Source organism: Kitasatospora sp. NPDC006697 (assembly GCF_042869935.1).
In the GTDB taxonomy this organism is placed as follows: Bacteria; Actinomycetota; Actinomycetes; order Streptomycetales; family Streptomycetaceae; genus Kitasatospora.
The window spans coordinates 41,310-66,991 of record NZ_JBIAGU010000003.1 but is presented as its reverse complement, the minus strand read 5'-3'; the positions used below and the strand labels follow the sequence as shown (position 1 = coordinate 66,991).

Annotated in this window: 24 protein-coding genes and 1 tRNA gene; 12 read left to right on the top strand and 13 right to left on the bottom strand. The window is 73.8% G+C overall.

All coding sequences use genetic code 11. The annotated features are described in order from the left end of the window. Positions 1–43 precede the first annotated feature (43 nt). From ACFYNO_RS05565 to ACFYNO_RS05540, 6 genes are all read left to right on the top strand, one after another. On the top strand, positions 44–826 hold the full coding sequence (locus ACFYNO_RS05565) for a DUF881 domain-containing protein (protein WP_388005709.1): 783 nt from the start codon (positions 44–46) through the stop codon (positions 824–826). Positions 827–925: 99 nt separating this feature from the next. After that, complete coding sequence (locus tag ACFYNO_RS05560) at positions 926–1,102, top strand: hypothetical protein (protein ID WP_388005706.1); 177 nt, start codon at positions 926–928, stop codon at positions 1,100–1,102. Between the two features lie 53 nt (positions 1,103–1,155). Then, a complete protein-coding gene (locus tag ACFYNO_RS05555) occupies positions 1,156–1,818 on the top strand; it encodes an aminodeoxychorismate/anthranilate synthase component II (RefSeq protein ID WP_388005703.1) in 663 nt (220 codons plus the stop codon). Position 1,819: 1 nt separating this feature from the next. Next, the gene (locus ACFYNO_RS05550; protein WP_388005700.1) at positions 1,820–2,917 is read left to right on the top strand and encodes a class E sortase; all 1,098 of its coding nucleotides are present in this window, start codon (positions 1,820–1,822) and stop codon (positions 2,915–2,917) included. Positions 2,918–2,978: 61 nt separating this feature from the next. Continuing rightward, on the top strand, positions 2,979–3,713 hold the full coding sequence (locus tag ACFYNO_RS05545) for a class E sortase (protein WP_388005697.1): 735 nt from the start codon (positions 2,979–2,981) through the stop codon (positions 3,711–3,713). Positions 3,714–3,829: 116 nt separating this feature from the next. Beyond that, positions 3,830–4,459: a Bro-N domain-containing protein gene (locus ACFYNO_RS05540; RefSeq protein ID WP_388005694.1), complete on the top strand. Its 630-nt coding sequence runs from the start codon at positions 3,830–3,832 to the stop codon at positions 4,457–4,459. An 84-nt stretch (positions 4,460–4,543) separates the two neighbouring features. Here ACFYNO_RS05540 and pknB read toward each other — a convergent pair whose 3' ends face one another. The 5 genes from pknB to ACFYNO_RS05515 all read right to left on the bottom strand — a co-directional run bounded on the left by pknB (position 4,544) and on the right by ACFYNO_RS05515 (position 11,743). Then, positions 4,544–6,673, bottom strand: coding sequence for a Stk1 family PASTA domain-containing Ser/Thr kinase (gene pknB / locus ACFYNO_RS05535; protein ID WP_388005691.1), 2,130 nt, complete (start codon positions 6,671–6,673; stop codon positions 4,544–4,546). A 273-nt stretch (positions 6,674–6,946) separates the two neighbouring features. Then, a complete protein-coding gene (locus ACFYNO_RS05530) occupies positions 6,947–8,413 on the bottom strand; it encodes a peptidoglycan D,D-transpeptidase FtsI family protein (RefSeq protein ID WP_388005688.1) in 1,467 nt (488 codons plus the stop codon). 101 nt (positions 8,414–8,514) lie between these two features. Then, the gene (locus ACFYNO_RS05525; RefSeq protein ID WP_388005685.1) at positions 8,515–10,209 is read right to left on the bottom strand and encodes a PP2C family protein-serine/threonine phosphatase; all 1,695 of its coding nucleotides are present in this window, start codon (positions 10,207–10,209) and stop codon (positions 8,515–8,517) included. A gap of 101 nt (positions 10,210–10,310) precedes the next feature. Then, positions 10,311–10,862, bottom strand: a complete 552-nt coding sequence (locus ACFYNO_RS05520; RefSeq protein WP_388005682.1) for an FHA domain-containing protein — start codon at positions 10,860–10,862, stop codon at positions 10,311–10,313. An 11-nt stretch (positions 10,863–10,873) separates the two neighbouring features. Continuing rightward, complete coding sequence (locus tag ACFYNO_RS05515; RefSeq protein ID WP_388005679.1) at positions 10,874–11,743, bottom strand: FhaA domain-containing protein; 870 nt, start codon at positions 11,741–11,743, stop codon at positions 10,874–10,876. Between the two features lie 417 nt (positions 11,744–12,160). On the opposite strand from ACFYNO_RS05515, the gene ACFYNO_RS05510 reads away from it, so the two are divergent. After that, a tRNA-Leu gene (locus ACFYNO_RS05510) sits at positions 12,161–12,244 on the top strand. A 127-nt stretch (positions 12,245–12,371) separates the two neighbouring features. Here ACFYNO_RS05510 and ACFYNO_RS05505 read toward each other — a convergent pair. Then, on the bottom strand, positions 12,372–12,566 hold the full coding sequence (locus ACFYNO_RS05505; protein WP_388005676.1) for a hypothetical protein: 195 nt from the start codon (positions 12,564–12,566) through the stop codon (positions 12,372–12,374). 31 nt (positions 12,567–12,597) lie between these two features. Further along, positions 12,598–13,191 (bottom strand): potassium channel family protein, encoded by a 594-nt coding sequence (locus tag ACFYNO_RS05500; protein WP_388005673.1) that lies wholly within the window; start codon positions 13,189–13,191, stop codon positions 12,598–12,600. An 84-nt stretch (positions 13,192–13,275) separates the two neighbouring features. On the opposite strand from ACFYNO_RS05500, the gene ACFYNO_RS05495 reads away from it, so the two are divergent. After that, positions 13,276–13,938 carry an MOSC domain-containing protein gene (locus ACFYNO_RS05495; protein ID WP_388005670.1) on the top strand — a complete coding sequence of 221 codons (663 nt, stop codon included), beginning with the start codon at positions 13,276–13,278 and terminating at the stop codon, positions 13,936–13,938. Between the two features lie 7 nt (positions 13,939–13,945). Here the strand turns inward: ACFYNO_RS05495 and ACFYNO_RS05490 are convergent, their stop codons facing one another. Beyond that, entirely contained in the window at positions 13,946–14,320 is a 375-nt protein-coding gene (locus ACFYNO_RS05490) for a hypothetical protein (RefSeq protein WP_388005667.1), read from the bottom strand. 158 nt (positions 14,321–14,478) lie between these two features. Here ACFYNO_RS05490 and ACFYNO_RS05485 point away from each other — a divergent pair, with 158 nt between their 5' ends. Next, positions 14,479–15,237 carry an alpha/beta family hydrolase gene (locus ACFYNO_RS05485; RefSeq protein ID WP_388005664.1) on the top strand — a complete coding sequence of 253 codons (759 nt, stop codon included), beginning with the start codon at positions 14,479–14,481 and terminating at the stop codon, positions 15,235–15,237. 8 nt (positions 15,238–15,245) lie between these two features. Here ACFYNO_RS05485 and ACFYNO_RS05480 read toward each other — a convergent pair whose 3' ends face one another. After that, a complete protein-coding gene (locus tag ACFYNO_RS05480) occupies positions 15,246–16,502 on the bottom strand; it encodes an MFS transporter (protein ID WP_388005661.1) in 1,257 nt (418 codons plus the stop codon). Between the two features lie 163 nt (positions 16,503–16,665). On the opposite strand from ACFYNO_RS05480, the gene ACFYNO_RS05475 reads away from it, so the two are divergent. After that, complete coding sequence (locus tag ACFYNO_RS05475; RefSeq protein ID WP_388005658.1) at positions 16,666–17,469, top strand: hypothetical protein; 804 nt, start codon at positions 16,666–16,668, stop codon at positions 17,467–17,469. 68 nt (positions 17,470–17,537) lie between these two features. Here the strand turns inward: ACFYNO_RS05475 and ACFYNO_RS05470 are convergent, their stop codons facing one another. The 3 genes from ACFYNO_RS05470 to ACFYNO_RS05460 form a co-directional block, all read right to left on the bottom strand. Further along, on the bottom strand, positions 17,538–17,777 hold the full coding sequence (locus ACFYNO_RS05470; protein ID WP_388005655.1) for a chaplin: 240 nt from the start codon (positions 17,775–17,777) through the stop codon (positions 17,538–17,540). Between the two features lie 172 nt (positions 17,778–17,949). Further along, positions 17,950–19,101 carry a sensor histidine kinase gene (locus ACFYNO_RS05465; protein ID WP_388005652.1) on the bottom strand — a complete coding sequence of 384 codons (1,152 nt, stop codon included), beginning with the start codon at positions 19,099–19,101 and terminating at the stop codon, positions 17,950–17,952. Next, a complete protein-coding gene (locus ACFYNO_RS05460) occupies positions 19,098–19,703 on the bottom strand; it encodes a response regulator (RefSeq protein WP_388006566.1) in 606 nt (201 codons plus the stop codon). The genes ACFYNO_RS05465 and ACFYNO_RS05460 overlap by 4 nt, the downstream gene beginning before the upstream one ends. A 264-nt stretch (positions 19,704–19,967) precedes the next feature. Here ACFYNO_RS05460 and ACFYNO_RS05455 point away from each other — a divergent pair, with 264 nt between their 5' ends. Together ACFYNO_RS05455 and ACFYNO_RS05450 are read left to right on the top strand one after the other, a co-directional pair. Further along, positions 19,968–21,800 carry a phosphatidylglycerol lysyltransferase domain-containing protein gene (locus ACFYNO_RS05455; RefSeq protein WP_388005649.1) on the top strand — a complete coding sequence of 611 codons (1,833 nt, stop codon included), beginning with the start codon at positions 19,968–19,970 and terminating at the stop codon, positions 21,798–21,800. Positions 21,801–22,098: 298 nt separating this feature from the next. Next, the gene (locus ACFYNO_RS05450; RefSeq protein WP_388005646.1) at positions 22,099–22,806 is read left to right on the top strand and encodes a hypothetical protein; all 708 of its coding nucleotides are present in this window, start codon (positions 22,099–22,101) and stop codon (positions 22,804–22,806) included. A 47-nt stretch (positions 22,807–22,853) separates the two neighbouring features. On the opposite strand, the gene ACFYNO_RS05445 is transcribed toward ACFYNO_RS05450, so the two are convergent. Continuing rightward, the gene (locus tag ACFYNO_RS05445; RefSeq protein WP_388005643.1) at positions 22,854–25,535 is read right to left on the bottom strand and encodes a SpoIIE family protein phosphatase; all 2,682 of its coding nucleotides are present in this window, start codon (positions 25,533–25,535) and stop codon (positions 22,854–22,856) included. Positions 25,536–25,682: the final 147 nt, after the last annotated feature.

Here is a 25,682-nt window from a genome sequence, read left to right as displayed (position 1 = left end):
GTTAGCGTAGTGGTTCGGCGGGTCGGAAGGAGATAAGGGTACGGTGCCGAATTCCGAGAATTCCGGGGAACCGGACCAGCAGCCCGCTCCCGCCCGCCGCAACCCCACCCGAATTGTCGGTCGTGCCCTGACCTGCGGCGTCTTCTCCCTCGCCGGAGTGCTCTTCTACGTCAGTGCGCACGCGGCCCACGGCATCGACCTGCGCACCGACAACTCGCTGCTGCGGCTGGGCGACCTGATACAGCAGCGCAGCGACCAGAACCGGCAGACCCAGGGCGACAACGCCGACCTCCAGCAGCGCGCGGACGCGCTCGCCCGCCAGCAGGGGCGCAGTCCCGCGGACAGCGACCTGCTCGCCGCCCTGCGCGGGCAGACCGGCCTGGACCCGGTGCAGGGCCCCGGACTCACCGTCACCCTCAACGACGCCCCGCCGGACGCCACCGCCCGGATGCCCGGCGTGCCCGAGCCCGGGGTCAACGACCTGGTGATCCACCAGCAGGACATCCAGGCCGTGGTCAACGCCCTCTGGCGGGGCGGCGCGGCCGGGGTGCAGGTGATGGACCAGCGGCTGATCGCCACCAGCGCGGTGCGCTGCGTCGGCAACACCCTGCTGCTGCAGGGCCGGGTCTACTCGCCGCCCTACGTGATCCGGGCGGTCGGGCGCACCGCCGACCTGAAGGCCGCGCTGGACGGCGACTCCTCGATCCACAATTACCTGCAGTACGTCGCGGCCTACGGGCTCGGCTGGAAGGTGCAGGAGGGCGGCGACCTGACGCTGCCCGGCTACACCGGCAGCACCGACCTGCACGCCGCCACCGGCCAGTAGCACGGCCCGGCGCGACCGCGGGGCGGATCGGCCTGGGCAGGCCGTCCGCGAAGACGGGCGGTCTACTCTGGTCCACACGGTCCGATTCGAGGGAGCACCATGTACGGCTGGATCTGGCGGCACCTGCCGGGCAACGCGCTGGTCCGTGCGATCATCTCGCTGCTGCTCGTGGTCGGTGCGGTCTACCTGCTCTTCCAGTACGTCTTCCCGTGGGCGGAACCGTTGCTCCCCTTCAACGACGTCACGGTGAACAACGGCGGCGGAGGCCAGGGCTGACGTTCCGCACCCCCGTCCCGCCGATCCTCCTCTACTCACCGGAGTCAGCTCGCATGGCCTCGTCCGTCACCGCTCCGCGGATCCTCGTGGTCGACAACTACGACAGCTTCGTCTTCAACCTGGTCCAGTACCTCTACCAGCTGGGCGCCACCTGCGAGGTGGTGCGCAACGACGAGTTGACGGTGGACCGGGCGGTGCCGCGGGACGGCGGGCACGGGTACGACGGGGTGCTGCTCTCCCCCGGGCCCGGCTCGCCCGAGGAGGCCGGGGTCTGCGTGGAGATGGTCCGGCACTGCGCGGCGATCGGCCTGCCGCTCTTCGGGGTCTGCCTGGGCCTGCAGTCCATCGCGGTGGCCTACGGCGCGGTGGTCGACCGGGCGCCCGAGCTGCTGCACGGCAAGACCTCGGCGGTTGACCACGAGGACGCCGGCGTCTTCGCCGGCCTGCCCTCGCCGCTGACCGCCACCCGCTACCACTCGCTGGCGGTGGAGCCCGCCACCGTGCCGGCCGAGCTGGTGGTCACCGCGCGGACCGGAAGCGGTGTCATCATGGGCCTGCGGCACCGGGAGCTGCCCGTCGAGGGGGTCCAGTTCCACCCGGAGTCGGTGCTGACGGAGGGGGGACACCGAATGCTGGCCAACTGGCTGGCCGAGTGCGGGGATGCGGAGGCGGTCGGGCGTTCGGCCGGCCTCGCCCCGGTGATCGGCCGGGGCTGAGATGACTGCGGTGCGCCCGGAGGGGCGCCAGGGCGAGTGGTACGAGGACGGCGGGCAGCCGCCGTACCAGCCGGGGCAGTACCAGGAGTACCCGGGCGGGCAGACCGGGTACGGCTACCAGCAGAACGGCGGCGAGGCCGACGGCTGGGGCGTCTACCAGGAGGCCGAGCCGACCGGCTACCAGGCGCCGGAGCCGGTCGAACCTGCCCCCGAGTACCCGTGGCTGGCCGACCAGACGCTGCAACTGCGAGTGGTCCAGCTGCCCGGGCAGCGGGCCGAGCAGGCGGCGCCGGCCGCGGCCGGCGAGGGCCGGCGGGCGCAGGGGCGGATGGCCATGCGCTCCGGCTCCGGCCGCCGCCGGGCCACCGGCAAGCGCGGCCCGGTGGTGCGGCCCAAGGAGCGCAAGCGGGTGGTCGCCGCCCGGCTGGTCGGCGAGCTGTTCATCACGCTGGGCATGGTGATGCTGCTCTTCGTGGCCTACCAGCTCTGGTGGACCAACGTGCAGGCCGACGCGATCGCCGACAGCACCCGCAACAACCTCGAGCAGCAGTGGAACAACGCCCCGGCCGCGCCCGCCGCGCCCGGCGGCGCCCCGTCCGCCGCGCCCAGCGCGACCGCCTTCGCACCGGGCCAGGGCTTCGCGATCCTGCACGTGCCCAAGATCGGCCTCACCGACCCGATCGCCGAGGGCACCGACACCAACTCGGTGCTCAACAAGGGCCTGGTCGGCCACTACACCGGCACGGGCATGCCCACCGACCAGGCCGGCAACTTCGCCGTCGCCGGCCACCGCACCACGCACGGGCAGCCGTTCCGCCGTTTGGCCGAACTCTCGCCCGGCGACAAGATCGTGGTGGAGACCGCCACCACCTACTACACCTACCAGGTGATGGGCGGCATCGCGGAGACTCCGCCCACCAACGTGGCCGTGCTTCAGGGGATTCCCAAGGGCTCGCCGTTCAACCAGGCGGGGCGGTACATCACGATGACCACCTGCACGCCCGAGTTCAGTGCCCGGGGTCGGCTGATCGTCTTTGGCAAGATGATCGATGAACGACCCAGGAGCCAGGGACAGCCGCCCGCGCTGACCAACTCCTGATCCACCGGCTCCGGCCGCGCGGCACCCGCCGCCCGGCCGGGCCCCCGGGAGCGGAGGGCGCGTGACGCAGCAGCAGACCGGAAGCACCCGGCTGGTCCGACGGCGGCGCTCGCCGCAGGCCCGGCTGCTGGGGGTGGTCGGCGAGCTGCTGATCACCACGGGGGTGGTGGTGGCCCTCTTCGTCGCCTACTCGCTCTGGTGGACCGACGTGCTGGCGAGCCGTCAGGCCGACCAGGCCGGGCAGCACCTGCGGCAGACCTGGACCGCCCCCGCCCCGGGCGACGCCGCCTCCTCCGTGCCCGGCTACCAGCCCGGCGACGGCATCGGCTTCCTGCACGTGCCGGCCCTGGGCAAGGGCAACTCGGTGCTGATCAAGATGGGCACCGACCCGGACGTGCTGAACGAGGGCGTGGCGGGCGTCTACACCCAGCCCTACGCCGCCGCGATGCCCTGGGACCAGTCCGGCAACTTCGCCCTCGCCGCCCACCGGGACGGCCACGGCGCCAAGTTCCACGACCTCGACGCGGTGGACAGGGGCGACTCGATCGTGGTGGAGACCCGGGACCGCTGGTACGTCTACCGGGTGGACGCGGTGCTGGAGGAGACCAGCAAGTACGACACCGGCATCGTCGCCCCGGTCCCGGAGAAGGCCGGCTACGCCAAGCCCGGCCACTACATCACCCTGACCACCTGCACGCCGGTCTACACCTCCCGCTACCGGATGGCGGTCTGGGGATCGCTGGTCCGGGTCGACCCGGTGGACGCCGAGCGGACGCCGCCGGCGGAGCTGCGGTGAAAGGGTGTCGCTTTAAGTAGACCCCCCTTTCGGCGGGGCGCATGAGGGGCTGGTGGCGCGCGCCTGTGCGCTGGGGTGGGTCGGTGTCTGCCGAATGGGTGAATCGTTGAAGCGGTATGACGAATCATCAGAAGAGGCCGCTCATCCCCTTCGACTTCGACGGTCAGGAAGTCCGAGTGGTGATGATCAACGGCGATCCCTGGTGGGTGGCGCGCGACGTGTGTGCGGTGCTGGAGATCAGCAACCCGCGCCACGTCCTGTGGAAAACCCTGGAGGAGGATGAGAAGGCTGTCGTCATTGGCGACACCCCTGGCGGTGACCAGCAGCTTTCCATCGTCAACGAGCCCGGCCTCTACTCGCTCGTGCTCCGCTCCCGCAAGCCCAAGGCCCGTGCCTTCAAGCGCTGGCTCACCCACGAGGTCATCCCCGCGATCCGCCGCACCGGCCGCTACGTGCCGTCCGAGCCGCCGCGCACCGAATGGTCGCAGGCGCTGGTCGCGGAGGTCGCCGGGCAGGCCGTGGAGCGGATGGAGCGGCGCCACCAGGAGCTGCTGGTGCAGTTGGCGGCCCTGGAGGAGCGGCACGCCGAGCTGACCCGGCGGGTGCGGCGGGACGAGGAGCTGCTGGCGGCGATGACGGTGCGGCTGAGCGACGTGTCGGGCGAGGTGTGGACGCTGGGCGGCCGGGTGGAGTACCTGTGCGCGCTCTCCTCCACGGCGGGGCACGGGCGGCGCAGGCGTCGGTGACGGTGTGGAAAAGCCGTGGGGCTGTGGACAACTGACGGGTTGTCCACAGCCCCACGGCTTTCGCTCAGGTGCTACCTCGGGTGCTTACCCGTTGGTGGTGTTGCCGTTGCCGTTGCCGAAGGGGGGGAAGCCGGGGAGCCCGGTCCCGCCGGTGGGGTTGGCCCCTTTGGTCGGCGGCTGCTCCGGCGCCTTCATGGTGGTGAGCTGGATGGTGGCGCTCGGGTCCACCTGGCTGCCGGCCTGCGGGTTGGCGCCGGTGACGATCGCGTTGGCGTCCTGCGGGCCGGCGACCACGGTCGAGGCCAGGTGCAGCTGGTTGAGGGCGGCGAAGGCGTCGGCGTAGGTCTTGCCGACCAGGATCGGCACGGTGACCTTCGCCGCCTGGCCGTAGATGGTCAGGGTGATCTGCGCGTTCTTGGCCGCCTTGCCGTTGGCGTTGGGCGACTGCGAGGCCACGGTGCCGGGCACCTGGGAGGCGTTGGTGCTCGGGGTGGTCTTGCTGGTGTCGATGTTGCTGAAGCCGGCCGCCTGCAGGGCCGCGGTGGCCGCGTCGGAGGTCTGGCCGACCACGTTGGGCACGGTGAGCTTGCCGGGACCGGAGGAGAGGGTCAGGGTGACCGTGCTGTTCGGGTCGGCCGGGGTGCCGCCGGCCGGGTTCTGCGAGATGACCGAGTCCTGCGGGACGGTGTCGTCGCTGGCGTAGGTCGGCGGGCCGACCTGGAAGCCGGCCGCCTGCAGCGCCTGGGTGGCCGCGTCCTTGTTCTGGCCGGTGACGCTCGGGATCGGGCTCTTGCCGGGGCCGGAGGAGAGTTGGACGGTGATCTGCCCGTTCTCCGCGATGGTGCCGCCGGCCGCCGGGCTCTGCTGGCAGACCGAGTCCTTGGGCGTGGTGCCGCAGGGGATCGCGTCGCCCTTCACCACGGTGAGCTTGGCGCCGGCCGTGTGTGCCGTGCTGGTGGCCTCGTCGAAGGTCTTGCCGGTCAGGGTGGGCACGGTGAGCTGCTTGGGCCCGCTGCTGCCCTTGAACATCGCCGAGGCGACGAAGAACGAGCCGACCAGGACCAGCACGGCCGCGACGGCCAGGATGATCCAGGAGGTGTTGCTCTTCTTCGGCTGGTCGTCCCGGCGGCGGCTGCGCGGCTGGTCGTCGTAGCCCTCGCCGCCGTTGCCGTAGCCGTCGTCGTATCCGGTGTCCTGGTAGCCGTTCGGGTCGTAGCCCTGCTGGCCGACCGGCTGCAGCATGGTGGTCGGCGCGGAGCCGGGCTGCTGCGGCATCATGCTGGTCTGGCCGTACGGGTCGTGCTGGTAGCCCTGCTGGTCGTAGCCGTAGCCGCCCATGCCGTAGGCCGCGGCCTGCTGGGCGGCGGCGACCGGGAGGCCGTCCAGGAAGCGCTCGATGTCGTCGCGCATCTCGTCGGCACTCTGGTAGCGGTAGTCGCGCTCCTTGGCCAGCGCCTTCAGCACGATCGCGTCCACCTCGGGGCGGACCTCGGGGTCGTAGCTGGACGGCGGCGCGGCCTCCTCGCGGACGTGCTGGTAGGCGACGGCGACGGGGGAGTCGCCGACGAACGGCGGGCGCAGCGTCAGCAGCTCGTAGAGCAGGCAGCCGGTGGAGTAGAGGTCGGACCGGGCGTCCACGGTCTCGCCCTTGGCCTGCTCCGGGGAGAGGTACTGGGCGGTGCCGATCACGGCCGAGGTCTGGGTCATCGTCATGCCGGCGTCACCCATCGCGCGGGCGATGCCGAAGTCCATCACCTTGACGTTGCCCTGCCGGGTGAGCATCACGTTGGCGGGCTTGATGTCGCGGTGCACGATGCCGGCCCGGTGCGAGTACTCCAGCGCCTGCAGGATGCCGATGGTCATCTCCAGCGCGCGCTCGGGCAGCAGCCGGCGCCCGGAGTGCAGCAGCTCGCGCAGGGTCGAGCCCTCGACGTACTCCATCACGATGTACGGGATGGAGATGCCGTCGATGTAGTCCTCGCCGGTGTCGTACACGGCGACGATGGCGGGGTGGTTCAGCGAGGCCGCCGACTGTGCCTCGCGGCGGAAGCGGGCCTGGAAGGAGGGGTCCCTGGCCATGTCGGCCCGGAGCGTCTTCACTGCGACGGAACGGCCGAGCCGGGTGTCATGGGCGAGGTAGACCTCGGCCATGCCGCCGCGCCCGAGGACGCCGCCCAGCTCGTACCTGCCGCCGAGGCGACGAGGCTCTTCCATAGTTCCGACCCTCTCCCCCACCGACCGGTGAGGATGTGACGTAGGTGTCCCCGCACGTTCCAGTAGTGACGCCCGCGACCGCCACGGTGGTTCTGTGGCTCGGGCCCCACCCCGGTCCCGCCGGGGCAGGACCGGGCCGCGGGCAGACCCGCTGCTGGCGGATACGCTACCGGTCGACCCGGCGGCAACTCGACACGCCCGGCAGCCGAGACCAGACCGGTACCGGATCGCCCCCGACTGACGGAGCCTACTCGGTGCGGCCCCCGGTTCGGGCTAGTGTCCGATCGCGGCCTGCATGATCTGCTTGGCGATCGGCGCGGCGATGCTGCCGCCGCTGATCTCGTCGCTCTGCGCGGCGCCGTCCTCGACCACCACCGCGACCGCCACCGGGTAGTTGGTGCCCACCTTGGCGTAGGAGACGAACCAGGCGAACGGCAGACCCTTGTTGTCCACGCCGTGCTGGGCGGTGCCGGTCTTGCCGCCGACCTCGGCGCCGTCGATCTGGGCCCGCTTGCCGGTGCCGTTCTGCACCACGTCGGCCATCATCTGCTGCAGCTTCTGCGCGGTGGCGGGGCTGATCGCCTGGCCGAGCGACTTCTCGGTGTGCTTGGAGATGGTGGTGCCGCTCGCCGACCGCTCCTCGTCCACCAGGTAGGGCTGCATCAGCTTGCCGTTGTTGGCGATCGCCGAGGCGACCATGGCCATCTGCAGCGGGGTGGCGGCGGTGTTGTGCTGGCCGATGGCGTCCTGGGCGGTGCCGTCCGGGGTGGAGTCGGTGGGGAAGTTGCTGGCCACCGAGCGGATCGGGGTGTCCACGGTGCTGTTGAAGCCGAACTTCTGCGCCTGGGCCAGCAGCTTCTCCTTGCCGAGGTCGGCGCCGAGCTTGCCGTAGACCGTGTTGCAGGAGATCTCCAGGGCGTACTTGAGGGTCGCCTGGCCGCAGTTCTCCTCCGGGCTGTCGTTGTGCAGCTCGGTGGTGGTGCCCGGCAGGATGTAGTGGTCGGGCGTGTCGGTCTGGTCGTCCGGGCTCTGGTACTTGCCGGTCTCGAAGGCGGTGGCGGCGGTCACCAGCTTGAAGGTGGAGCCGGGCGGATAGGTCTCGCGCAGCGCCCGGTTGAGCATCGGCTGGTTCTGGTCGGCGTTCAGCGACTTCCAGGCCGCGGAGTCGGAGTCGCCCTGCCCGGCGATCGAGTTGGGGTCGTAGGACGGGGTGCTGACCATCGCCAGGATCGCGCCGGTGCGCGGGTCGAGGGCGACCGCGGCGCCCTTCTTGTCGCCCATCGCCTGGAAGGCGGCCTGCTGCACGGCCGGGTTGATGGTGGTGACGACGTTGCCGCCCTGCTTGTCCTTGCCGGTCAGGGCGTCCATCGCGTTGCCGAAGAAGAGCCGGTCGTCGGTGCCCGCCAGGATGCCGTTCTCCAGGCCCTCCAGCCCGTTGGAGCCGTAGGCCTGCGAGGAGTAGCCGGTGATCGGGGCGTACATCGGGCCGTTGGTGAAGCCGGTCTTGTACTTGTACCGGTAACCGTTGACCTGGTCGGAGCGGGTGATCGGCTGGCCGTTCGGACCGCCCACGATGAGGTTGCCGCGCGGGTTCGCGTACTGGTCGTACTTGGCCCGCTCGTTGTTGGGGTTGCTCGCGTAGCTGTCCGCGACCACCGCCTGCACCCAGTTGGCCCGCAGCAGCAGTGCGAAGACCAGCACCATGCAGAAGACGGCGACCCGTCGGATCGGCTTGTTCACGAGACGGGTCCCCTCCTTGGACGCCGCGCGGACCGGCGGCGACTGTCATTCAACCGCACGAACCCGGGGGCCGGTGCGGCCCCCGGGTCGGTGCGGGCGGTTCAGGCGGGCTGCTGGCAGTTGCCCGCCAGCTTCTGCTCGTCCGCGCTGAGCGGCGGCGCGCTCGGCGCGGGCGTGGCGGTCGGGCTCGGGGTGGCGGTGGGCTCCGGGGTGGCCGGGGTGGCCGGTGCGGTGGGCGCCGGGCTGGCCGAGGGGAGCGGGGCGGCGGTCGCGGCCGGTCCGGCCGGGGAGGCGCCGACCTTGGGCGCGGCCTTCGGGGTGGCGGTGAGGAAGGCGGCCGGGGCGGCCGGTGCCTGGCTGCCGCCGTTGGACGTGGCGGCGACCTTGGCGCAGACGGCGGCCTGCGCCCGGAAGTCGTTCAGCCGCTGGGAGACCGCGTCCATGCCGGTGACCTTGATGGTCTGGCCGAGCGCCTGCTGCTGGGCGGTGGAGAGCAGCGAGGTCCGGACGTCCGTCTGCTCCTTGAGCGAGGAGAGGTCCAGCCCGATCAGCTTCTGGCCCTGGTACACGGCGACCCGGCCGTCGTTGGCGGTCAGGTAGTAGTGGTCCTGGTTCCAGCTGTAGCCGGCGTAGGCGGCACCGCCGACCAGGCCGAGGGCGATCACGGTGATCGCCGAGCGGCGGAACCAGCGGCGCTTGCGCTTCGGCTGCTCGGGGGCCGGCTCGGCGGACTGCTCGGGGTGGCCCTCGGCGGGCGGGCCGGCCTGGTAGTCGGGCTGCTGGGAGTAGCCCTGGCCGTAGGCGTCGTAGCCGCCCTCGGGGCCGCCGTAGCCCTCGCCGTACCCCTCGGCGCCCGGGTAGCCCTCGGCGGGGCCGAAGCCGCCCTGCGCCGGGTCGTAGCCGTCGGCCGGGCCGAAGGCGCCCTGCGGGGGCTGCTGGCGGCCCAGGCCGGCCGCCCGGCCGGCCGGGGTGTCGATGATCTGGTTGTCCACGGCGGTGCCGTGCGGGCCCTCGGCCACCGCGCCGACCACCACGGGGGTGGTGGCGAACTGGCCGCTCAGGGTGTCGCTGGGGCCCACGTCGAGCACGTCGGCGACGATGCAGGTGATGTTGTCGGGGCCGCCGCCGCGCAGCGCCAGCTCGATCAGCGCCTGGATGGTCGGCTCGGGGGCGTAGAAGCTCCCGAGGGTCTCCTCCAGGGTCTGGTGGCTGACCGGGCCGGAGAGGCCGTCCGAGCAGATCAGGTAGCGGTCGCCGGCCCGGACCTCGCGGATCGCCAGGTCGGGCTCGACCTGGCCGCGGCCGTCCAGGGCGCGCATCAGCAGCGAGCGCTGCGGATGGGTCTCGGCCTCCTCGGCGGTGATCCGGCCCTCGTCCACCAGCCGCTGCACCCAGGTGTGGTCCTGGGTGATCTGCTGCAGCACGCCGTCCCGCAGCAGGTAGGCGCGGGAGTCGCCGACGTGCACCAGGCCCATCCGCTCGCCGGTCCACAGCAGCGAGGTCAGGGTGCAGCCCATGCCCTCCAGCTGCGGGTCCTGCTCGACCATCAGGCGCAGCCGGTCGTTGGCGCGCTGGACCGCGTCGTTCAGCAGGCCCAGCAGGTCGCCGTGCGGGTCGGCGTCGTCCAGGGCGATCAGCGAGCTGAGCACCTCGGAGGAGGCGACCTCGCCGGCCGCCGCCCCGCCCATGCCGTCGGCCACCGCGAGCAGGCGGGGCCCGGCGTAGCCGGAGTCCTCGTTCCCCTCGCGGATCAGGCCCTTGTGGCTGCCGGCGGCGAAACGCAGCACGAGGCTCATGCGGCGACTGCTCCCCTCTGTGCCTCGCGCGGGGCAGTGGCGACGGGCGCGCTGCCTTCCCGGCTGCCAACGGGCGGGGTGCTGCTGTCCCTCATGCGCTACTACTTCCGCAGTTCGATGACGGTCCTGCCGATACGGATCGGCACGCCGACCTGCAGCGGCATCGGCTGGGTCAGCCGCTGACGGTCCAGATACGTGCCGTTGGTGGAGCCTAGATCCTCTACGGTCCACTGCCCAGTCTGGTCGGGGTAGATCCTGGCATGGCGCGAGGAGGCGTAGTCGTCATCGAGCACGATGGTGGAGTCGTGGGCCCGGCCCAGCGTGATCACCTGGCCCTGCAGCGCGACCGTGGTGCCGGCCAGTCCGCCCTCGAGCACCACCAGCTGGCTGGGCCCGGTGCGGGCCCGCCGGCCGCCGCCCTGCTGGGCGGGCGCGGCGGCGCCGTCCCGGCCGGTGGCCTGCGGCTGCGGGCGGGCGGGACCGGCGGCTGCGGGGGCCGCGGCGGCGGCCGCGCCGGCCGAGCGCCGGCCGATCCGGGCACCGCCCTTGGCGCCGAACAGATCGTTGCGGATCACCTGGACCGCGACGATCACGAACAGCCAGAGGACGGCCAGGAAGCCCAGCCGCATGACTGTCAGTGTGAGCTCGGACACCGCTGCTCGCCCTACCCTTCGACCTGTCGGTAGATGATCGTCGTGGAGCCCACGACGATCCGCGAGCCGTCGCGGAGCGTAGCGCGCTGGGTGTGCTGCCCGTCCACCACGATGCCGTTGGTGGAACCGAGGTCGAGCACCATGGCCGGGTTCCCGGGGCGGATCTCGGCGTGCTTGCGGGAGACCCCGGGATCGTCGATCCGCACGTCGGCCTCGGTGGAGCGGCCCAGCACGCAGGCGCTGCCGGTGATCTGGTGCCGGGTGCCGTTGACCTCGATCCAGCGCCGGGTGGTGGCGCCGGTGCCGCTGCCGGGGAACGGGCGGACGTTGCCGCCCGTCGGCGCGGGGGGCGCGGCGGGGGGAGTGCCCGGGAGCTGCTGCGCACCGGCGTACGTCGGCTGGCTGCTCTGCGCCCAGCCGCCGCCGGTGGGTTCGGGGGCCGGGCCGCGGCCGTAGCCGGGCTGCTGCGGGGCGGGCTGGTAGGCGGCGGCCGGGGGCTCCGGGGCGTCGGCCGCCAGGGTGCGGCTGCGCACCCGGTACAGGCCGGTGTCCAGGTCGTCGGCCCGCTCCAGGTTGACCTGCAGGGGGCCGAGGAAGCTGTAGCGCTGCGCCTCCGCGTACTCCAGCACCATGCCGGCCAGTTCCTGGCCGAGCTGCGCGGCGTAGGGGCTCAGCCGCTCGTGGTCGTGCGGGCTCAGCTCGACGATGAAGTCGTTGGGCACGACGGTGCGGTCCCGGTTCCAGATGGTGGCGTTGTTGTCGCACTCGCGCTGCAGCGCGCCGGCGATCTCCACGGGCTGGACCTCGGACTTGAACACCTTGGCGAAGGTGCCGTTCACGAGACCCTCAAGTCGCTGCTCGAACTTCTTCATCACTCCCACGGGGCACCCCCTTCCAAGGGCTCTGGGGCTTCGGCCGGGCGCGCGGGCCCGATTGCGGTACTTCCGTACTGATCGTATCCACGCCCGGGTCATCTGTACGGTTCCCCGGCCACGTGGTGGACGGGCGTGGGGCGCGGCACACCCGGCCGGTGCCGCGCAACGGGACGTACCCGCGCGCCGCGGCGCTCACCCCTGTGCCGGAGCCGCCGGGGGACCGCTCCGGTGGCGGGCTCCGGGGAGCTGTGCAGGTCCGGGGCCGGAATGGATTCGTAGGTTCGGCCGGGGCCGTGCTAATGTTTTCCACGTCGGAAGGGGCGCCCGAGAGGGAGCCGAAACCGGCCGAGTGAGAAAGAAGCGGGTCCAAACCGATTCGACCTCACCCGGACGATCGGCTAGCATCTTCGACATCACCCAGATGCGCGGGTGGCGGAATAGGCAGACGCGCTGGATTCAGGTTCCAGTGCCCGAAAGGGCGTGGGGGTTCAACTCCCCCCTCGCGCACAACCGGAAGCCCCGGTTCGGAGAAATCCGAACCGGGGCTTCCTGCTGTTTCGCGCGAGTCGGACGGTCGGGGGGCGGGGGCTTCGCTGTGCGGTCGGGGCGGGCGGCGGGGAGGGGAGGCGGCGGGTCAGGACTCGCCGCGCTCCTCGGACGGGGTGTGGGGGAGGGTGATGCCGTGGCTGGCGGCCAGCCGCAGCAGGCCGGCGATCCGGCCCTCGCTGGCCTGGACACCGTCGAGGTCGCCCTCACCGGCGGCCTTGGCCAGGTCCTCCCGGGCCAGCGCGAGCTGAGCGCGGAGCTCCTCTTCGAACATCGCGGTCATCTGACCAGGATGTGCCGGGGTCCGCGAAAGCTCAACCGTGCGGGCCCCTGCCGTCCGGGCCGCCCTCGTGCGGGCCGTCGCCGTGCCGTTGCCGGTGCTCCGTGCGGGCCTCGCGCTGCTCGCTGTGCCGGCTGATCCGGCCGCGGACCCGCTGGCTGAGCGCGGTGAAGCCGGCCGCCAGGAAGACCAGGGTGTAGCCGATCTGCAGCATCACCACCAGCCGGGCCGACTGGCCGGTCGGGGTGATGTCCCCGTAGCCGACCGTGGCCATCGTCACCACGGTGAAGTAGAGCGCGTCCAGCCGGGTGTGCAGGCCGTTGAACTCACCCGGCTGGTGGGCCAGCGCGCTGTAGGCGGCGGCGAAGCTGATCAGCGCCAGGAAGGAGGCGGCCGTGATCACCAGGGCCGGCATGCCCCGCTCGGACTGGCGCAGGATCAGCCCGATCTGCCGGATCAGCGCCACCGCCTGCACCGCCAGCATCAGCACGAAGACGGTCCAGCTGAGCTGCGGATGCTCCGGTCCGAAGGCCCCCAGCGGCACGGTGAAGAAGGCCACCACCAGTGCGGCCGGGAAGACCCCGAGCAGCAGCCAGGCCAGCAGCGGGGACGGGCGCGGCGAGTCCATGGGCTCCACCCTGGCCCGGTCGGCGGCGCCGGGCCCGGCCGGCTGGCCCGTCCGGGTGGCCCGGGCCGCCGGTACCTTGAGGGCATGCCAGAACCCGCCCGCATCAGCTCCGTGAACACCGGCACCGCGCGGCCGGCCGAGTACTCGGCCCCGGGGGTGACCGGGATCGACAAGCGCCCGGCGGCCGGCCCGGTGCTGGTCTCGGCACCGGAGCGGGGCAGCGGCCTGGCCGGCGACGCGATCTGCGACCACCGCTACCACGGCGGTCCGGAGCAGGCGGTCTACGCCTACGCGGCGGAGGACCTGGCGGCCTGGGCCGGGGAGCTGGGCCGGGAGCTGCCGCCGGGGGTGTTCGGCGAGAACCTGACCACCGCCGGACTGGACGTCAACGGGGCGCTGATCGGCGAGCGCTGGCGGATCGGGGCGGCCGGGCCGCTGCTGGAGGTCTCCTCGCCGCGGGTGCCCTGCCGCACCTTCCAGGGCTGGCTGGGCGAGCGGGGCTGGGTGAAGCGGTTCACCGAGCGGGCCCTGCCCGGCGCCTACCTGCGGGTGCTGGAGCCGGGCGAGCTGGCCGCCGGGGACGGGGTGGCCGTGGTGCACCGGCCCGGGCACGGGGTGGACGTGGCGACCGTGTTCCGGGCGCTGACCACGGAGCCGGAGCTGCTGGCGCGGCTGGTGCCGGTGGCCGAGCTGCCGGCGGCGATCCGGGAGACCGCCCGGCGCCGGACCGCGCCGGGCGGGGAGTGAGCGGGGGTCAGACCGCGAGGCCGGTCTCGATCCGGCGCACGTGGTGGCGGGCCAACGCGAGGTTGGACCGGGCGCGGTCCAGCACCAGGTAGAGGAAGAGGCCCTCGCCGCCCGGCCCGGTCAGCGGCCGGATCAGGTGGTACTGGTGGGTCAGCGTGGTGAGGATGTCCTCGGTCGCCTCGCCGGGCCGGTTCTGCAGCTCGTTGGCCCGCCGGGTGGCCCGCACCAGGTCGGTGCTGCCGGCTGCGGCCAGCGTGAGGTCGAGGTCGGCGGCGTGGCCGAGGGTGCCCAGGGCCATGCCGCTGCTCAGGTCGACCAGGGCCACCCCCAGCGCGCCGTCGATGGTCAGGGCCTCCTTGAGGGCCTGCTCGACTCCGCCCATCGGGACCTCCAGGTACTGGTGAGGTGATCGTCGTCCTGCTCCCGAGGGTAGGGAGGTGGCGGGTGCATGGCGGGCTGCTGACCGCTATTGATCAACAGTTGTCCGGTCGTGCGCGGAGCATGTCCGGAGCGAGGCGACAGGTGGAAGGCGGAACACAGGTGACGGGGCTGCTGCGCTGGGGGTACGTGCCCGAGGGCGGGGCGCGGGCGGTGGTGCTGGTGCTGCACGGCGGTCGGGAGCACGGGCTCGGGCCGGCCCGGTCCTGGCAGCCGGCGGCGCTGCGGATGGCCGGCTTCGGCGGTCCGCTGCGCCGGGCCACCGCCGACGGGGCGGTGGCGCTCGGGGCGGTCCGCTACCGGCACCGCGGCTGGAACGGCGACCGGGCGGACGCCGCCCAGGACGCGCTGGCCGCCCTGGACACCGTGGCGGCCCGGTTCGGCCCGGTCCCGGTGGTGCTGCTCGGGCACTCGATGGGCGGCCGGGCGGCGCTGCGGGCGGCCGGTCACCGGGCGGTCACCGGGGTGGTGGCGCTGGCGCCCTGGTGCCCCGCCGAGGACCCGTGCGAGCAGTTGGCCGGCCGGACCCTGGTCACCCTGCACGGCGACCGGGACACCGTCACCGATCCGGCCGCCACCCGGGCCTTCGCGGCCCGGGCCAGGGCCGCCGGGGCGGCCGTGGCCGGGATCGAGGTGGCCGGCGGGGACCACGCGATGCTGCGGCGCGGCCGGGACTGGCACCTCGGGGCGGCGGGGCTGGTGGCGGCGCTGCTCGGGCTGCGCCCGGTGCCCGGGCCGGTCGCGGCGGCGCTGGCGCTGCGCGGGCCGGGCGGTGCCCCGGGGGACGGCGGCGCGCCGGGAGCGGGGGACGGCTGGGCGGACGGGCTGCGGATCGGGCTGCCGACGGCGCGCCGGCGCTGAGACGGGCGTCAGTTGGCCCGGATCGAGCGGACGGTGAGCACCAGCGCGGTCGCGCCCAGCTGCCACAGCGCGCCTGCCGCCAGCACCGTGCCGGTGCCCAGCCCGGCCGCCACCGGTCCGGCGGCGGCCAGGCCGACCGGCCCCAGCGCGAAGGCGCCCAGCGTGCCGTAGGCGGCCACCCGGCCCTGCAGCTGGTCCGGGATCAGCCGCTGCCAGGCCAGCCCGGTCAGGCTCTGCGAGACCGCCGAGCCCACCCCGGCCAGCAGCCCGGCCGCGCAGACCCAGGGCAGCGCGAGGCCGGCCGCCAGCGCGGCCGAGGGCAGCACGTAGCCGAACATCGCCACCGTGGACCAGCGCACCGGACGGGCCGGGTCCCGGCGCAGCAGGCCCAGCGAGCCGAGCACGGCGCCGGCTCCGAAGCAGGCCATCACCAGCCCCCAGGCCCCGGCCCCGCCCAGGCGCTGCGCGGACCGGGCCGGGCCGAGCACCAGGAAGGGCGCCCAGAGCAGCAGGTTGAAGAAGCAGGCGTGCAGGCAGCTGACCCAGAGCCAGTCGCGGGCGCGGAACTCGCTCCAGCCCTCGCGCAACTGGGCGACCAGGGAGGGGCGGCGGCCGGCGGGCGGGCCCGGCTCGGCGGTGATGCGCAGCCGGGCGAGCGCCAGCAGGCTCACGGTGTAGGTGCCGGCGTCCACCGCCAGCACGGTGCCCGGCCCGGCCCACACGGTCAGCAGGCCGGCCAACGCCGGACCGCCCACCGAGGCGGTGGAGCGGGCCAGGGTGAGCCAGGCGTTGGTCCTGGCCAGCAGCTCGGGCGGGGCGATCCGGGGGATCAGCGCGGTCAGCGCGGGGTTGACCACGGCCTCGCCCACCCCGCCGGCCGCCGCCAGCGCCAGCAGCAGCCAGAGCGGCGGGCTGCCGGCCAGCAGCGCGGCGGCGATGCCCGCCTGAGCGGCGCAGCGCAGCGCGTCCGCGGAGAGCAGCACCGGCCGGCCGCCGAGCCGGTCGGCGGCGGCGCCGCCGATCAGCAGCGTCAGCAGCACCGGCACGATCCGGGCGGTCAGCACCCAGCCGAGCGATTGCGCGCCGCCCGGTCCGTGCAGCAGGGCGAAGGCCAGCGCGACCGGCGCCATCGCCGATCCGAAGAGCGAGGTCGCATAGCCGGGAAGGAACCAGCGGAGATTCCTCTCCCGCCGGAAAAGGGACAGCATGGAATGCGCCGAACCGGCCTTCCGGCGGTTGCGGCGCTCCCCGAGAGCGGTGGTCATGGGAAGCAGCGTGCAGGCCTCGGGGCAGGCGCGGCAAGGGCTTTGCGGGGGTGGATCGAGTTTTCCGGCAACAATTCATGGCGAGCGCCGACAGGGCGCAGTAAATTGGTTCACGGTGTTCTTGAAAATGGATTGTTTACTGCGGGAGCGGATAATGGAACCGATGCCGCCGGTGGAGTACGCGGTCGCCGTGGAGCAGTACCTGGCGGCGGCCGCGGGGCTCGGCGAGGGGTCCCGGCGGGTGTACCGGATCGCGCTGGCCACCTGGGCCTGGGCGCTGGCCGGCCGCACCCCGCCGAGCGACGGCGGCCGGCGGCGGGCCGAGCCGCCGGTGCTGCCGCTGGCGCTGCTGGACGATCCGCGGGCCGCCGCCCGGCTGCGCGCGGCCGTGCTGGCCCGGGCGGCGGTGGCGGAACCGCGCACCCTGCGGCGGGAGCTCTCGGTGCTGCGCGGGGCGGTCGGCTGGTGGCGGGCCCGGGGCTGGCTGGCGGGCGATCCACTGGCCGGGCTGGCGCTGCCGGAGCCGGTGGCCGGACCGGACGGGGCCACCGCGCTGACCGAGCGGCAGGCGCGCCTGGTGCTGGCGCTGCCGGCCACCCTGCGGGACCAGGTCTGCTGGCACCTGGTGTACGAGTCCGGGGCGCCGATCGAGCGGATCCTGGCGCTGGACGTGGGCGATGTGGCCGGCCCGGGCCGGACCGGGCGCGGGCGGGCCGCCGGGCTCGGCTGGGGGCCCGGCACCGAGCGGCTGCTGCCGCTGCACCTGCTCAGCCGGACCGGCGGCCCGCTGCTGCTCACCGACCGCCGGGCGCCGGCCGCCGTGCCGGCCCGGGACCGCTGCCCGCTGACCGGGCGTGGCCGGCTCTCCTACCGCCGGGCGGCGGAGGTCTTCGCGGCGGCCACCCGGGGCCTGGATCCGGCGGGGCGGGGCTGGACGCTGCGCCAGCTGCGGCTGGCCGGGCGCTGAGAGCCGCCGGGCAGACAGGCGGCCGGCCCCGCCTGGATGGCGGGGCCGGCCGTCGGCCTGAGGGCTGGTCAGGCGTTGATGCAGGTGTTCCCGAAGGCCGGGTTCAGCGCGCCGATCACGTTGATCGTGTTCCCGCAGATGTTGATCGGGATGTGGATCGGGATCTGGATGACGTTGCCGGACAGCACGCCGGGCGAGCCGATCGCGGCGCCCGTCGCGGTCGCGTCGGCCGCGGCAGCGCCGGCGCCGCCCAGCACGAGCGCGCCGGCGGCGCAGGTCAGCACGAGAGCCCTGCGGAAGTCCTTCATGGGAGTTCTCCAAACTCTTGCCGGATCGAACGAGTTCATACAGTGACCACCTATGACCGTTGTTGGCCGAAGGTGTTCCTCTGGTCACTCTTCGTCGTCGCGTGCGATTTCGCCCGTTGCGCCACCCGCTCGTGGCACTCAAGTCACCCGCACGGCCCAGCCGGAGGGCCTCCTAGGGGTGCGTGGCCGGGAGTTCGGCGCGGACGGTGAAGCCGGCGTCCGGGGTGGGGCCGGCGGTGAGGGTGCCGCCGAGCAGTTGGGCCCGCTCGCGCAGGCCGACCAGCCCGTGGCCGCCGCCCGGCAGCTCCGCGGCGGCGGTGGCGGCGGCGCCGGCCGGGCCGTTGCTGACCTCCACCAGCAGCCGCTCCCCCTCGCCGCGCACGGTCACCCGGACCGCGGCCCCCGGGGCGTGCTTGCTGATGTTGGTCAGCGCCTCCTGCACCGTCCGGTAGGCGGCCCGCTGCACCGGTTCCGGCCAGTGCGCGCCGCCGGAGGGCAGCTCGGCCTCGGCCCGCAGCCCGCTGTCCTCGATCAGCCGGGGCAGGTCGGCCAGCCGGGGCTGCGGCGCCGGCGGCACCCCGTCGACCCCCGCCACCGTGCCGCCGGCCGCCCGCAGCACGCCGACCATCTGCCGCAGCTCCTGCAGGGTCCGCACCGAGAGCTCGCGGATGGTCCGGGCGGTCCGGGCGGCCGCCGGGTCGGTGGTGGAGACCTGCAGCCCGCCGGCCTGCACGCTGATCAGGCTGACCTGGTGCGAGACCACGTCGTGCATCTCCCGGGCCAGCCGGGCCCGCTCGGTGGCCAGCACCCGCTCGGCCAGCAGCCGGGCCTCGCGCTGCTGGCCCCGGGTCAGCTCGGCCAGCCGCGCGGTCAGCTCCCGCCGGGTGCGCGCCAGCATGCCGAGCGCCACCGGCGCGGTGCCGAGCAGCAGCGACTGCATCATCGCCAGCCCGTTGGCCTGTGAGAACGCCATCGGGTCGATTCCGGAGTTGGGCCCGGAGGCGGACCAGGTGAAGTAGTCGGAGAGCGCGAAGGCGGCCGCGCAGACCGCCGTGACGGCGGTCCGGCGGCGCTGCGCGGCCACCGAGTAGAGCGCCGCGATGGCGGCCAGCCAGCTGTCCGTGACGAAGGTGCCGGGCAGCGCCAGGGCCATCGAGGCCAGCGGCCACCGGGTGCGCAGCAGCAGCCCGAAGGCGGCCGCGCAGTTCAGCGCGGTCTTCCACCAGACCGTGTTGTGGTCCAGCAGCCAGCTCTCCAGCAGCGCCACCGCCACCGGCACCCAGAGCGCCGCCCAGGCCTTGGCCCGGTCGGACCGGCGGGTCACCGCTGGGTGGGCGGCCGGACCAGCCCGGCGCGGTGCGCCAGCACGGCCGCCTGCACCCGGTTCGCCGCGCCGAGCTTGCCCAGGATGGCGCTGATGTGGTCCTTCACGGTGCCGTTGCCCAGATAGAGCCGGTCCGCGATCTCCGCGTTGGCCAGGCCCTCGCCGAGCAGTGCCAGCACGTCCAGCTCCCGCCCGGTCAGGGTGCGGACCAGGGCGAGCGCGTCGGCGTCCGGCCCGCCGCCCTCCACGTAGCCGCCGATCACCGTCCGGGTGACGGCGGGCGAGAGCATCGAGCCGCCGGCCGCGAGCACCCGGACCGCGTGCACCAGCTGTTCCGGCGCGGTGTCCTTGAGCAGGAACCCGGCCGCCCCGCCGCGCAGCGCGGTGCCGATGTACTCGTCGGTGTCGAAGGTGGTGAGCATCGAGACGGCCGGCGGCTCGGGCAGCGCGCGCAGCAGCCGCAGCACCGAGAGCCCGTCCAGGTCGGGCATCCGCACGTCGAGCAGCACCACGTGCGGCCGCAGCCGCCGGGTCTGCTCCTCGGCCTCGCCGCCCGAGCAGGCGCCGACCAGCCGCAGGTCCGGCGCCGATCCGATGATCATCCCCAGGCCGGAGCGGACCAGCAGCTCGTCGTCGACGATCAGCACCCGGATCGGTTCCACGGTCCGCTCCTCCACTTCTTCCCGTTCCTCGGGTTCTCGCTCCACGGGACGAGCGTAGGGCTTCCGGCGGTTGCCACCCCCGCCGAACGGCGGGGGCCGAATCCGCTGACCGCATCACGCGGCCCGGGTGGGCCGTGAGCCACGATGGATGAGGCACCACCAGGTGCGGATGCGCGCCTGGACCTGATCGTTTGGAATTGAGCCGTGTCCTCCACCAGCAAGCAGCCGCAGTCGGCCCCGGACGCGCCCCGCCGCTCCCTGTCGGCCCGGGTGCGGCCGGTGGCCGCGTCCGGGACGGTCTGGTACCTGCGGCTGATCGCGCTGCTCAACCTGCTCGCGGTGGTCGCCGAGCCGTTCCGGGCCACGGTGCGCCACCACTCCGAGGGCCAGTTCTTCACGCCCTACCTGATGACCGCCGGCCTGGCCACCGCCGTCCTCTCGCTCTTCCTCGCGGTGGCGATGCGGCGGCGCAAGCGGGCCGCCTGGATCTTCAACTTCGGCCTCGGCGGCCTGACCTTCCTGCTCTACCTGCTGGCGCTGGCGGTCCCCGGGCAGGACCACTACGACCGGCACCCCTTCAACTACTTCTCCACCGTGCTGACCGGCCTCTTCATGCTCTGCCTGGTGGTCGGCCGCAAGGAGTTCACCTCCAAGGGGGACCGCTCCAACCCGCGGATGGCGGTGGCCACCTTCCTGGGCGGCCTGCTGGTCGGCGGCCTGATCGGCGAGCTGCTGGTGGACGCCAACAACACGCTGAGCGGCTCCGGCTTCGGCGATCGCTTCCGCTACGCCGTCTTCCGGATGATCACGGTCTCCCCCTCGGACCGGGTGCTCGACGTGATCAACGTGCCGAGCTGGGTGAACGCCTTCATCAACGCGATGGGCGCGGTGCTCTTCCTGCTGGTGCTCTACGTGGCCTTCCGCAGCCCGCGCGGCAAGGAACTGCTCACCCCCGAGGACGAGGCGAAGCTGCGGGAGCTGCTGGACCGGCAGGGCGAGCGGGACTCGCTGGGCTACTTCGCCACCCGCCGGGACAAGGCGGTGATCTTCTCGCCGACCGGCAAGGCGGCGGTCACCTACCGGGTGGTCGGCGGCGTCTCGCTGGCCTCCGGCGACCCGATCGGCGACCCGGAGGCCTGGCCGGGCGCGATCGAGCTCTGGCTGGCCGAGGCCCGCGAGCACGCCTGGGCGCCCGCCGTCACCGGCGCCTCCGAGGAGGCCGGGGTGATCTACGCCCGGCACGGGCTGGACGCCCTGGAGCTGGGCGACGAGGCGATCGTCGAGCTGGACGAGTTCTCGCTGGACGGCCGGGCCATGCGGGTGGTCCGGCAGGCCTACAACCGGGTGAAGCGGGCCGGCTACACGGTGCGGATCCGGCGGCACGAGGAGATCCCCGAGTGCGAGATGGTCGAGCTGCTGGACGCCGCCGACCACTGGCGGGACGGCCAGACCGAGCGCGGCTTCTCGATGGCGCTGGGCCGGCTCGGCGATCCGGCCGACGGGCGCTGCGTGATGCTGGAGTGCCATGACGGCGAGGGCCGGCTGCGGGCCCTGCTGAGCTTCGTGCCCTGGGGCGAGAAGGGCCTCTCGCTGGACCTGATGCGCCGCGACCGGGAGTCCGAGAACGGCCTGGTCGAGTTCATGGTGATCGAGCTGCTGGAGCAGGGCGGCAGGGAGGTCGGGCTGGAGCGGGTCTCGCTGAACTTCGCGATGTTCCGCTCGGTCTTCGAGCGCGGCTCCAAGCTGGGCGCCGGGCCGGTGCTGCGGCTGTGGCGCGGGGTGCTCGGCTTCTTCTCCCGCTGGTGGCAGATCGAGTCGCTGTACCGGGCGAACGCCAAGTACCGGCCGATCTGGGAGCCGCGCTACCTGCTCTTCGAGAAGAGCAGCGAGCTGCCCCGGATCGGCATCGCCAACGCCCGCGCCGAGGGCTTCATCACCGCACCGAGCCTCCCGTCGCTCTTCCGTCGCAGGCACCGCCGGCCGCCCGTCAGCACGGGCCCGAAGGCGCCCACGGCGGAAGGCGGCGGGCCGGGGTAGCCCCTCCGCCGGGGGGCGGAGGGGGCCTGTGCCCTAGGGGAGGAATCGGGGTTTGCCGCGGCCACCCCCGGGAAGCGGCGGGGGTCGGGAACACCACGAGTCCCTCCGGAGGATGACGGGAATATCGGTATCGAGAGCGAGTCGCCCGGTGTTGGAACTCCCTAGGCTGGACAGTGGAGCGAAACCGGGTTCGGGGCCCGGGAAAAGGACGACATCGACGGGATTCCGCGAACTGACGAGAGAGGCTGTCGTGAATCAGACGACCCACCGGGGGGACGAGCGACGGGGGTGGCTGGCAGTGGTCCAGCGATTCGCCGTCGCCGAGTGGGGAACCCTGTTCGGCACGGTCTGGGAGCGGGTCCGGACCAGGAAGTTCGCCGCCGTACCGCTGGCCGCGAGTGCCACCCTGCTGATCCTGGCCTTCAGCATCGTCCAGCACCTGCCGCACGGGGAGCGGCTGGTCAACGAGGTGGGCGTGGTGCGGGCCGGGCAGCCGCTGGACGTCTCGCTGCTGCGCACCCCGTTCTCGCTCTTCGTGCCCGCGCTGGACCTGCCGGTCTGGGGCGCGCTGGCCCAGGTGCTGCTGGTCTTCGGGATCGCCGAGATCGTGCTCGGCCGCAAGACCACGCTGCTGGTCGCCTACGCCTGCACCCTGGCCGGCACGCTCTTCGCCCGGGTCGGGACGCACATCGGACCGGACCACCTGTTCGGCTTCCCGGCCTCGGTCGGGCACCTGCGGGACACCGGCCCGTCGGCCGCCGTGGTGGCGCTGGCCGTCTGTGTGGCCTGGAAGACCAGGGCCTGGACCACCGGCACCGCCGTGGTGCTGGTGATGATCGCCGAGGTGGTCGCGATCCCGAACCTGGCCGGCATGGAGCACCTGGTGGCGATCGTCACCGCGGTGCTGCTGGCCGCCACCGGCGAGGTGTTCGGCAGCTACTGGCCCCGGGTGCTGAACGGGGTCGGCGCGGCCAATCTCTTCGCCGGCCAGCGCCGCACCGCCTGACCCGGCGGCCGCCCGCCTCCCCCGCCTCCCCCGCCTCGCCGGGGCGCTCAGCCGCGCGGCAGCGGCTGCTCGAACCAGACCACCTTGCCGACCGCCTTGCGGGCGGTCCCCCAGCGCTCGGCCAGCTTGCTGACCAGGTTGAGGCCGCGCCCGTGCTCGTCCATCGACTCGGCCGGCTCCAGCGAGGGCAGGTTGTGGTTGTCGTCGCTGACCTCGACCAGCAGCTTGTCCACCCGGATCAGCTGCAGCTGGACGTAGTCCCGGGCCACCCGGACGGCGTTCGTCACCAGCTCGCTGACCAGCAGTTCGGTGGTGTCGCTGAGCGCGTCCAGGCCCCAGGCGGCCAGCTGCTGGCGGACCAGGCCGCGGGCCCGGCGGACCTCGGCGGTGTCCACCGCCAGGGTCCAGGTCGCCACCTCGGTCTCCGCGACCCCGTCGAACCGGGCCACCAGCAGCGCCACGTCGTCCTTGCGGTCCTCCGAGTGCAGCCGGTCCAGCACGGTGTCGCAGGCCTCGTCGGGGGTGCGGCGGGGGTCGATCAGGTTCCCGCAGAGCGCGGCCAGCCCGGCTCCTATGTCGCCCCCGCGCACCTCGACCAGCCCGTCGGTGCAGAGCACCAGCATCGAGCCGTCGCTGACCTCGATCCGCTTGGCGACGAACGGCACCCCGCCGACCCCGATCGGCGCGCCGGCCGGGATCTCCAGCAGCTCGCCGCGCCCGTCCGGGTGGACCAGCACCGGCGGCACGTGCCCGGCGCTGGCCAGGTCGCAGGTCCGGTTGATCGGGTCGTAGACCGCGTAGAGGCAGGTGGCCAGGTGGTCGTCGCCGATCTTCTGGGCCAGGTTGTCCAGGTGCCGCAGCAGCTGGCCCGGCGGCAGGTCCAGCGCGGCGAGGGTCTGCATCGCGGTGCGGTAGCGCCCCATCGCGGCGGCCGAGTGCAGGCCGTGGCCCATCACGTCGCCGACCACCAGGGCGACCCGGCTGCCGGGCAGCTGGATCGCGTCGAACCAGTCGCCGCCGACCTCGGCCCGCCGGTCGCCCGGCATGTAGCGGTGGGCGATCTGCACCCCGGGGATCTGCGGCGGCCGGGTCGGGATCATCGAGCGCTGCAGGGTGGTGGCCACCTTGGACTCGGCCCGGTGCAGCCGGGCGTTGTCCAGCGAGAGCGCGGCCCGGGCGGCCAGCTCCAGCAGGGTGGCCGCGTCCGACTCGTCGAACGGCGCCCGGTCGGAGAGCCGCAGCAGCTTGAGGATGCCGAGCACGGTGCCGCGGGCGGAGAGCGGCAGCACCAGCATCGAGCGCCCGGAGACCACCGGGACCAGGCCCGGACCGCCGCCCAGCGAGGCCGCGTAGTCCACCGCGATCTCCTCGCCGACGGTCGGCACCAGCACCGCCTGGTTGCGCTGCAGCGCCATGCCGGGCGGGGTGGAGCGCGGCATCGCCAGCAGCGCGCCCTCCTCCAGCACGTGGTTCCACTGCTCCGGGGCGGCGTGGAAGCTGCGGGCCACCCGGCGCAGCATGGTGTCGTCGTCGGGCTGCTCCTGGGGCAGTTCGGCGTCCGAGATCAGCCGGTCCAGCAGGTCCACGCAGGCGAAGTCGGCGACCCGGGGGACCAGCACCTGGCAGAGCTCGCGGGCGGTGGTGTCCAGGTCCAGGGTGGTGCCGACCTTGGAGCCCACCTCGTTCAGCAGGGCCAGCTGCTCGCCGGCCTGGCCGTTGGTGAGCAGCGGGGCCAGCTGGTCGGCGATCGGGTCCCGGAGCCGGGCCGGGGCCGGCCGGGCGGCGCCGGCCGCGGCGGTCCGGGGCGAGGGCACGGCGGGCTCGGACGCCGGGGGCTCGGCGGGCGGCTCGGCCACCGCCTGAGCGGTCGGCTCCGGCACCACCCGCAGGCCGAGCTGGCCCGGGCCGCCCGCCGCGCTGGCCCGCTGCTGGGGGGTGGGGTAGCGGCGGCCCAGGCCCGCGGCGAGCGCGGCCACCCCGGCGGCCTGCGGCTCGTAGGGCACCACCGGCAGCCGGGTGCCGGCGTCCACCCAGAGCGCGGGCAGCCCGGCGGCGGCCACCTGGCGCAGCAGCACCCGCTGCCGGCCGGCGCCGATCCGGCCCAGCAGCGGGGCCAGCGGCCCGGCCCCGCCGGGGGTGGCCGGGCCGATGGTGGCGGAGATCCAGTGGAAGGCGCCCTGCCCGGCCTCGGTGGCGGCGTACGGCAGCAGCCGGCGGCCGATCGCGATCCGCGGCCCGCGGGCCCGCAGCGGCCGGGCGTCCGCGGCCAGCACCAGCAGGCTGCGGCGGTCCGGCTCGACCAGCGGATAGGCCCACCAGAGCACCGAGCGGGCCCGGTCCTCGCGGTCGGTGACCGGCATCAGGCCGGCCCAGGCGCCGGCGGCGGTCAGGTCGTCCAAGGTGTCGAAGGCGTCGCAGCGCCGGCCGGCCGTGCCGGGGGCCTCGCTCGGCACCCGCGGCTCGACGGCGGGCAGCAGCCCGGTGGCGGCCCGGCCCTGGACCGTCTCGCTGCGGTGGCCGAACAGCTCCTCGGCCGCCCGGCTCCAGAGCGCGATCCGGCCGTCCTGGTCGACCAGCACGGCCGCCAGCCGCACCATCGCCACCACGCCGGCCGGCTGCTCGCCGGACCCGGCCGCCTCCCCCGGGGCGTCCGGGGCCGCGGCCAGTGCGCCCAGCGCACGGGGGAGTTCGCTCGTCGGGTCCGCTGTGGAGTTCGGGTCGTCCGCCATGGGTCTGGTATCGCTCCCGCCTGTCCGGCCGCGATTCGGGCCGCCACCTGTGCGGCTGTCATGCCTGTCGTGTCGCTGTTGCCGCTCCAGCGAAGCACGTGCGGACCGGAGACCGGTACCGAAACCGTCAGATTCCTCAGTATCAGT

Bases quoted from the DNA above. Each gene is read 5' to 3' on its own strand.
- ACFYNO_RS05540 (WP_388005694.1), top strand. From the start codon at position 3,830: ATGACGAATCATCAGAAGAGGCCGCTCATCCCCTTCGACTTCGACGGT.
- ACFYNO_RS05475 (WP_388005658.1), top strand. From the start codon at position 16,666: ATGCCGCCGGTGGAGTACGCGGTCGCCGTGGAGCAGTACCTGGCGGCG.
- ACFYNO_RS05470 (WP_388005655.1), bottom strand. From the start codon at position 17,777: ATGAAGGACTTCCGCAGGGCTCTCGTGCTGACCTGCGCCGCCGGCGCG.
- ACFYNO_RS05500 (WP_388005673.1), bottom strand. From the start codon at position 13,191: ATGGACTCGCCGCGCCCGTCCCCGCTGCTGGCCTGGCTGCTGCTCGGG.
- ACFYNO_RS05525 (WP_388005685.1), bottom strand. From the start codon at position 10,209: ATGAGCCTCGTGCTGCGTTTCGCCGCCGGCAGCCACAAGGGCCTGATC.
- ACFYNO_RS05480 (WP_388005661.1), bottom strand. From the start codon at position 16,502: ATGACCACCGCTCTCGGGGAGCGCCGCAACCGCCGGAAGGCCGGTTCG.
- pknB (WP_388005691.1), bottom strand. From the start codon at position 6,673: ATGGAAGAGCCTCGTCGCCTCGGCGGCAGGTACGAGCTGGGCGGCGTC.
- ACFYNO_RS05555 (WP_388005703.1), top strand. From the start codon at position 1,156: ATGGCCTCGTCCGTCACCGCTCCGCGGATCCTCGTGGTCGACAACTAC.
- ACFYNO_RS05550 (WP_388005700.1), top strand. From the start codon at position 1,820: ATGACTGCGGTGCGCCCGGAGGGGCGCCAGGGCGAGTGGTACGAGGAC.
- ACFYNO_RS05495 (WP_388005670.1), top strand. From the start codon at position 13,276: ATGCCAGAACCCGCCCGCATCAGCTCCGTGAACACCGGCACCGCGCGG.
- ACFYNO_RS05490 (WP_388005667.1), bottom strand. From the start codon at position 14,320: ATGGGCGGAGTCGAGCAGGCCCTCAAGGAGGCCCTGACCATCGACGGC.
- ACFYNO_RS05460 (WP_388006566.1), bottom strand. From the start codon at position 19,703: ATGATCATCGGATCGGCGCCGGACCTGCGGCTGGTCGGCGCCTGCTCG.
- ACFYNO_RS05505 (WP_388005676.1), bottom strand. From the start codon at position 12,566: ATGACCGCGATGTTCGAAGAGGAGCTCCGCGCTCAGCTCGCGCTGGCC.
- ACFYNO_RS05445 (WP_388005643.1), bottom strand. From the start codon at position 25,535: ATGGCGGACGACCCGAACTCCACAGCGGACCCGACGAGCGAACTCCCC.
- ACFYNO_RS05560 (WP_388005706.1), top strand. From the start codon at position 926: ATGTACGGCTGGATCTGGCGGCACCTGCCGGGCAACGCGCTGGTCCGT.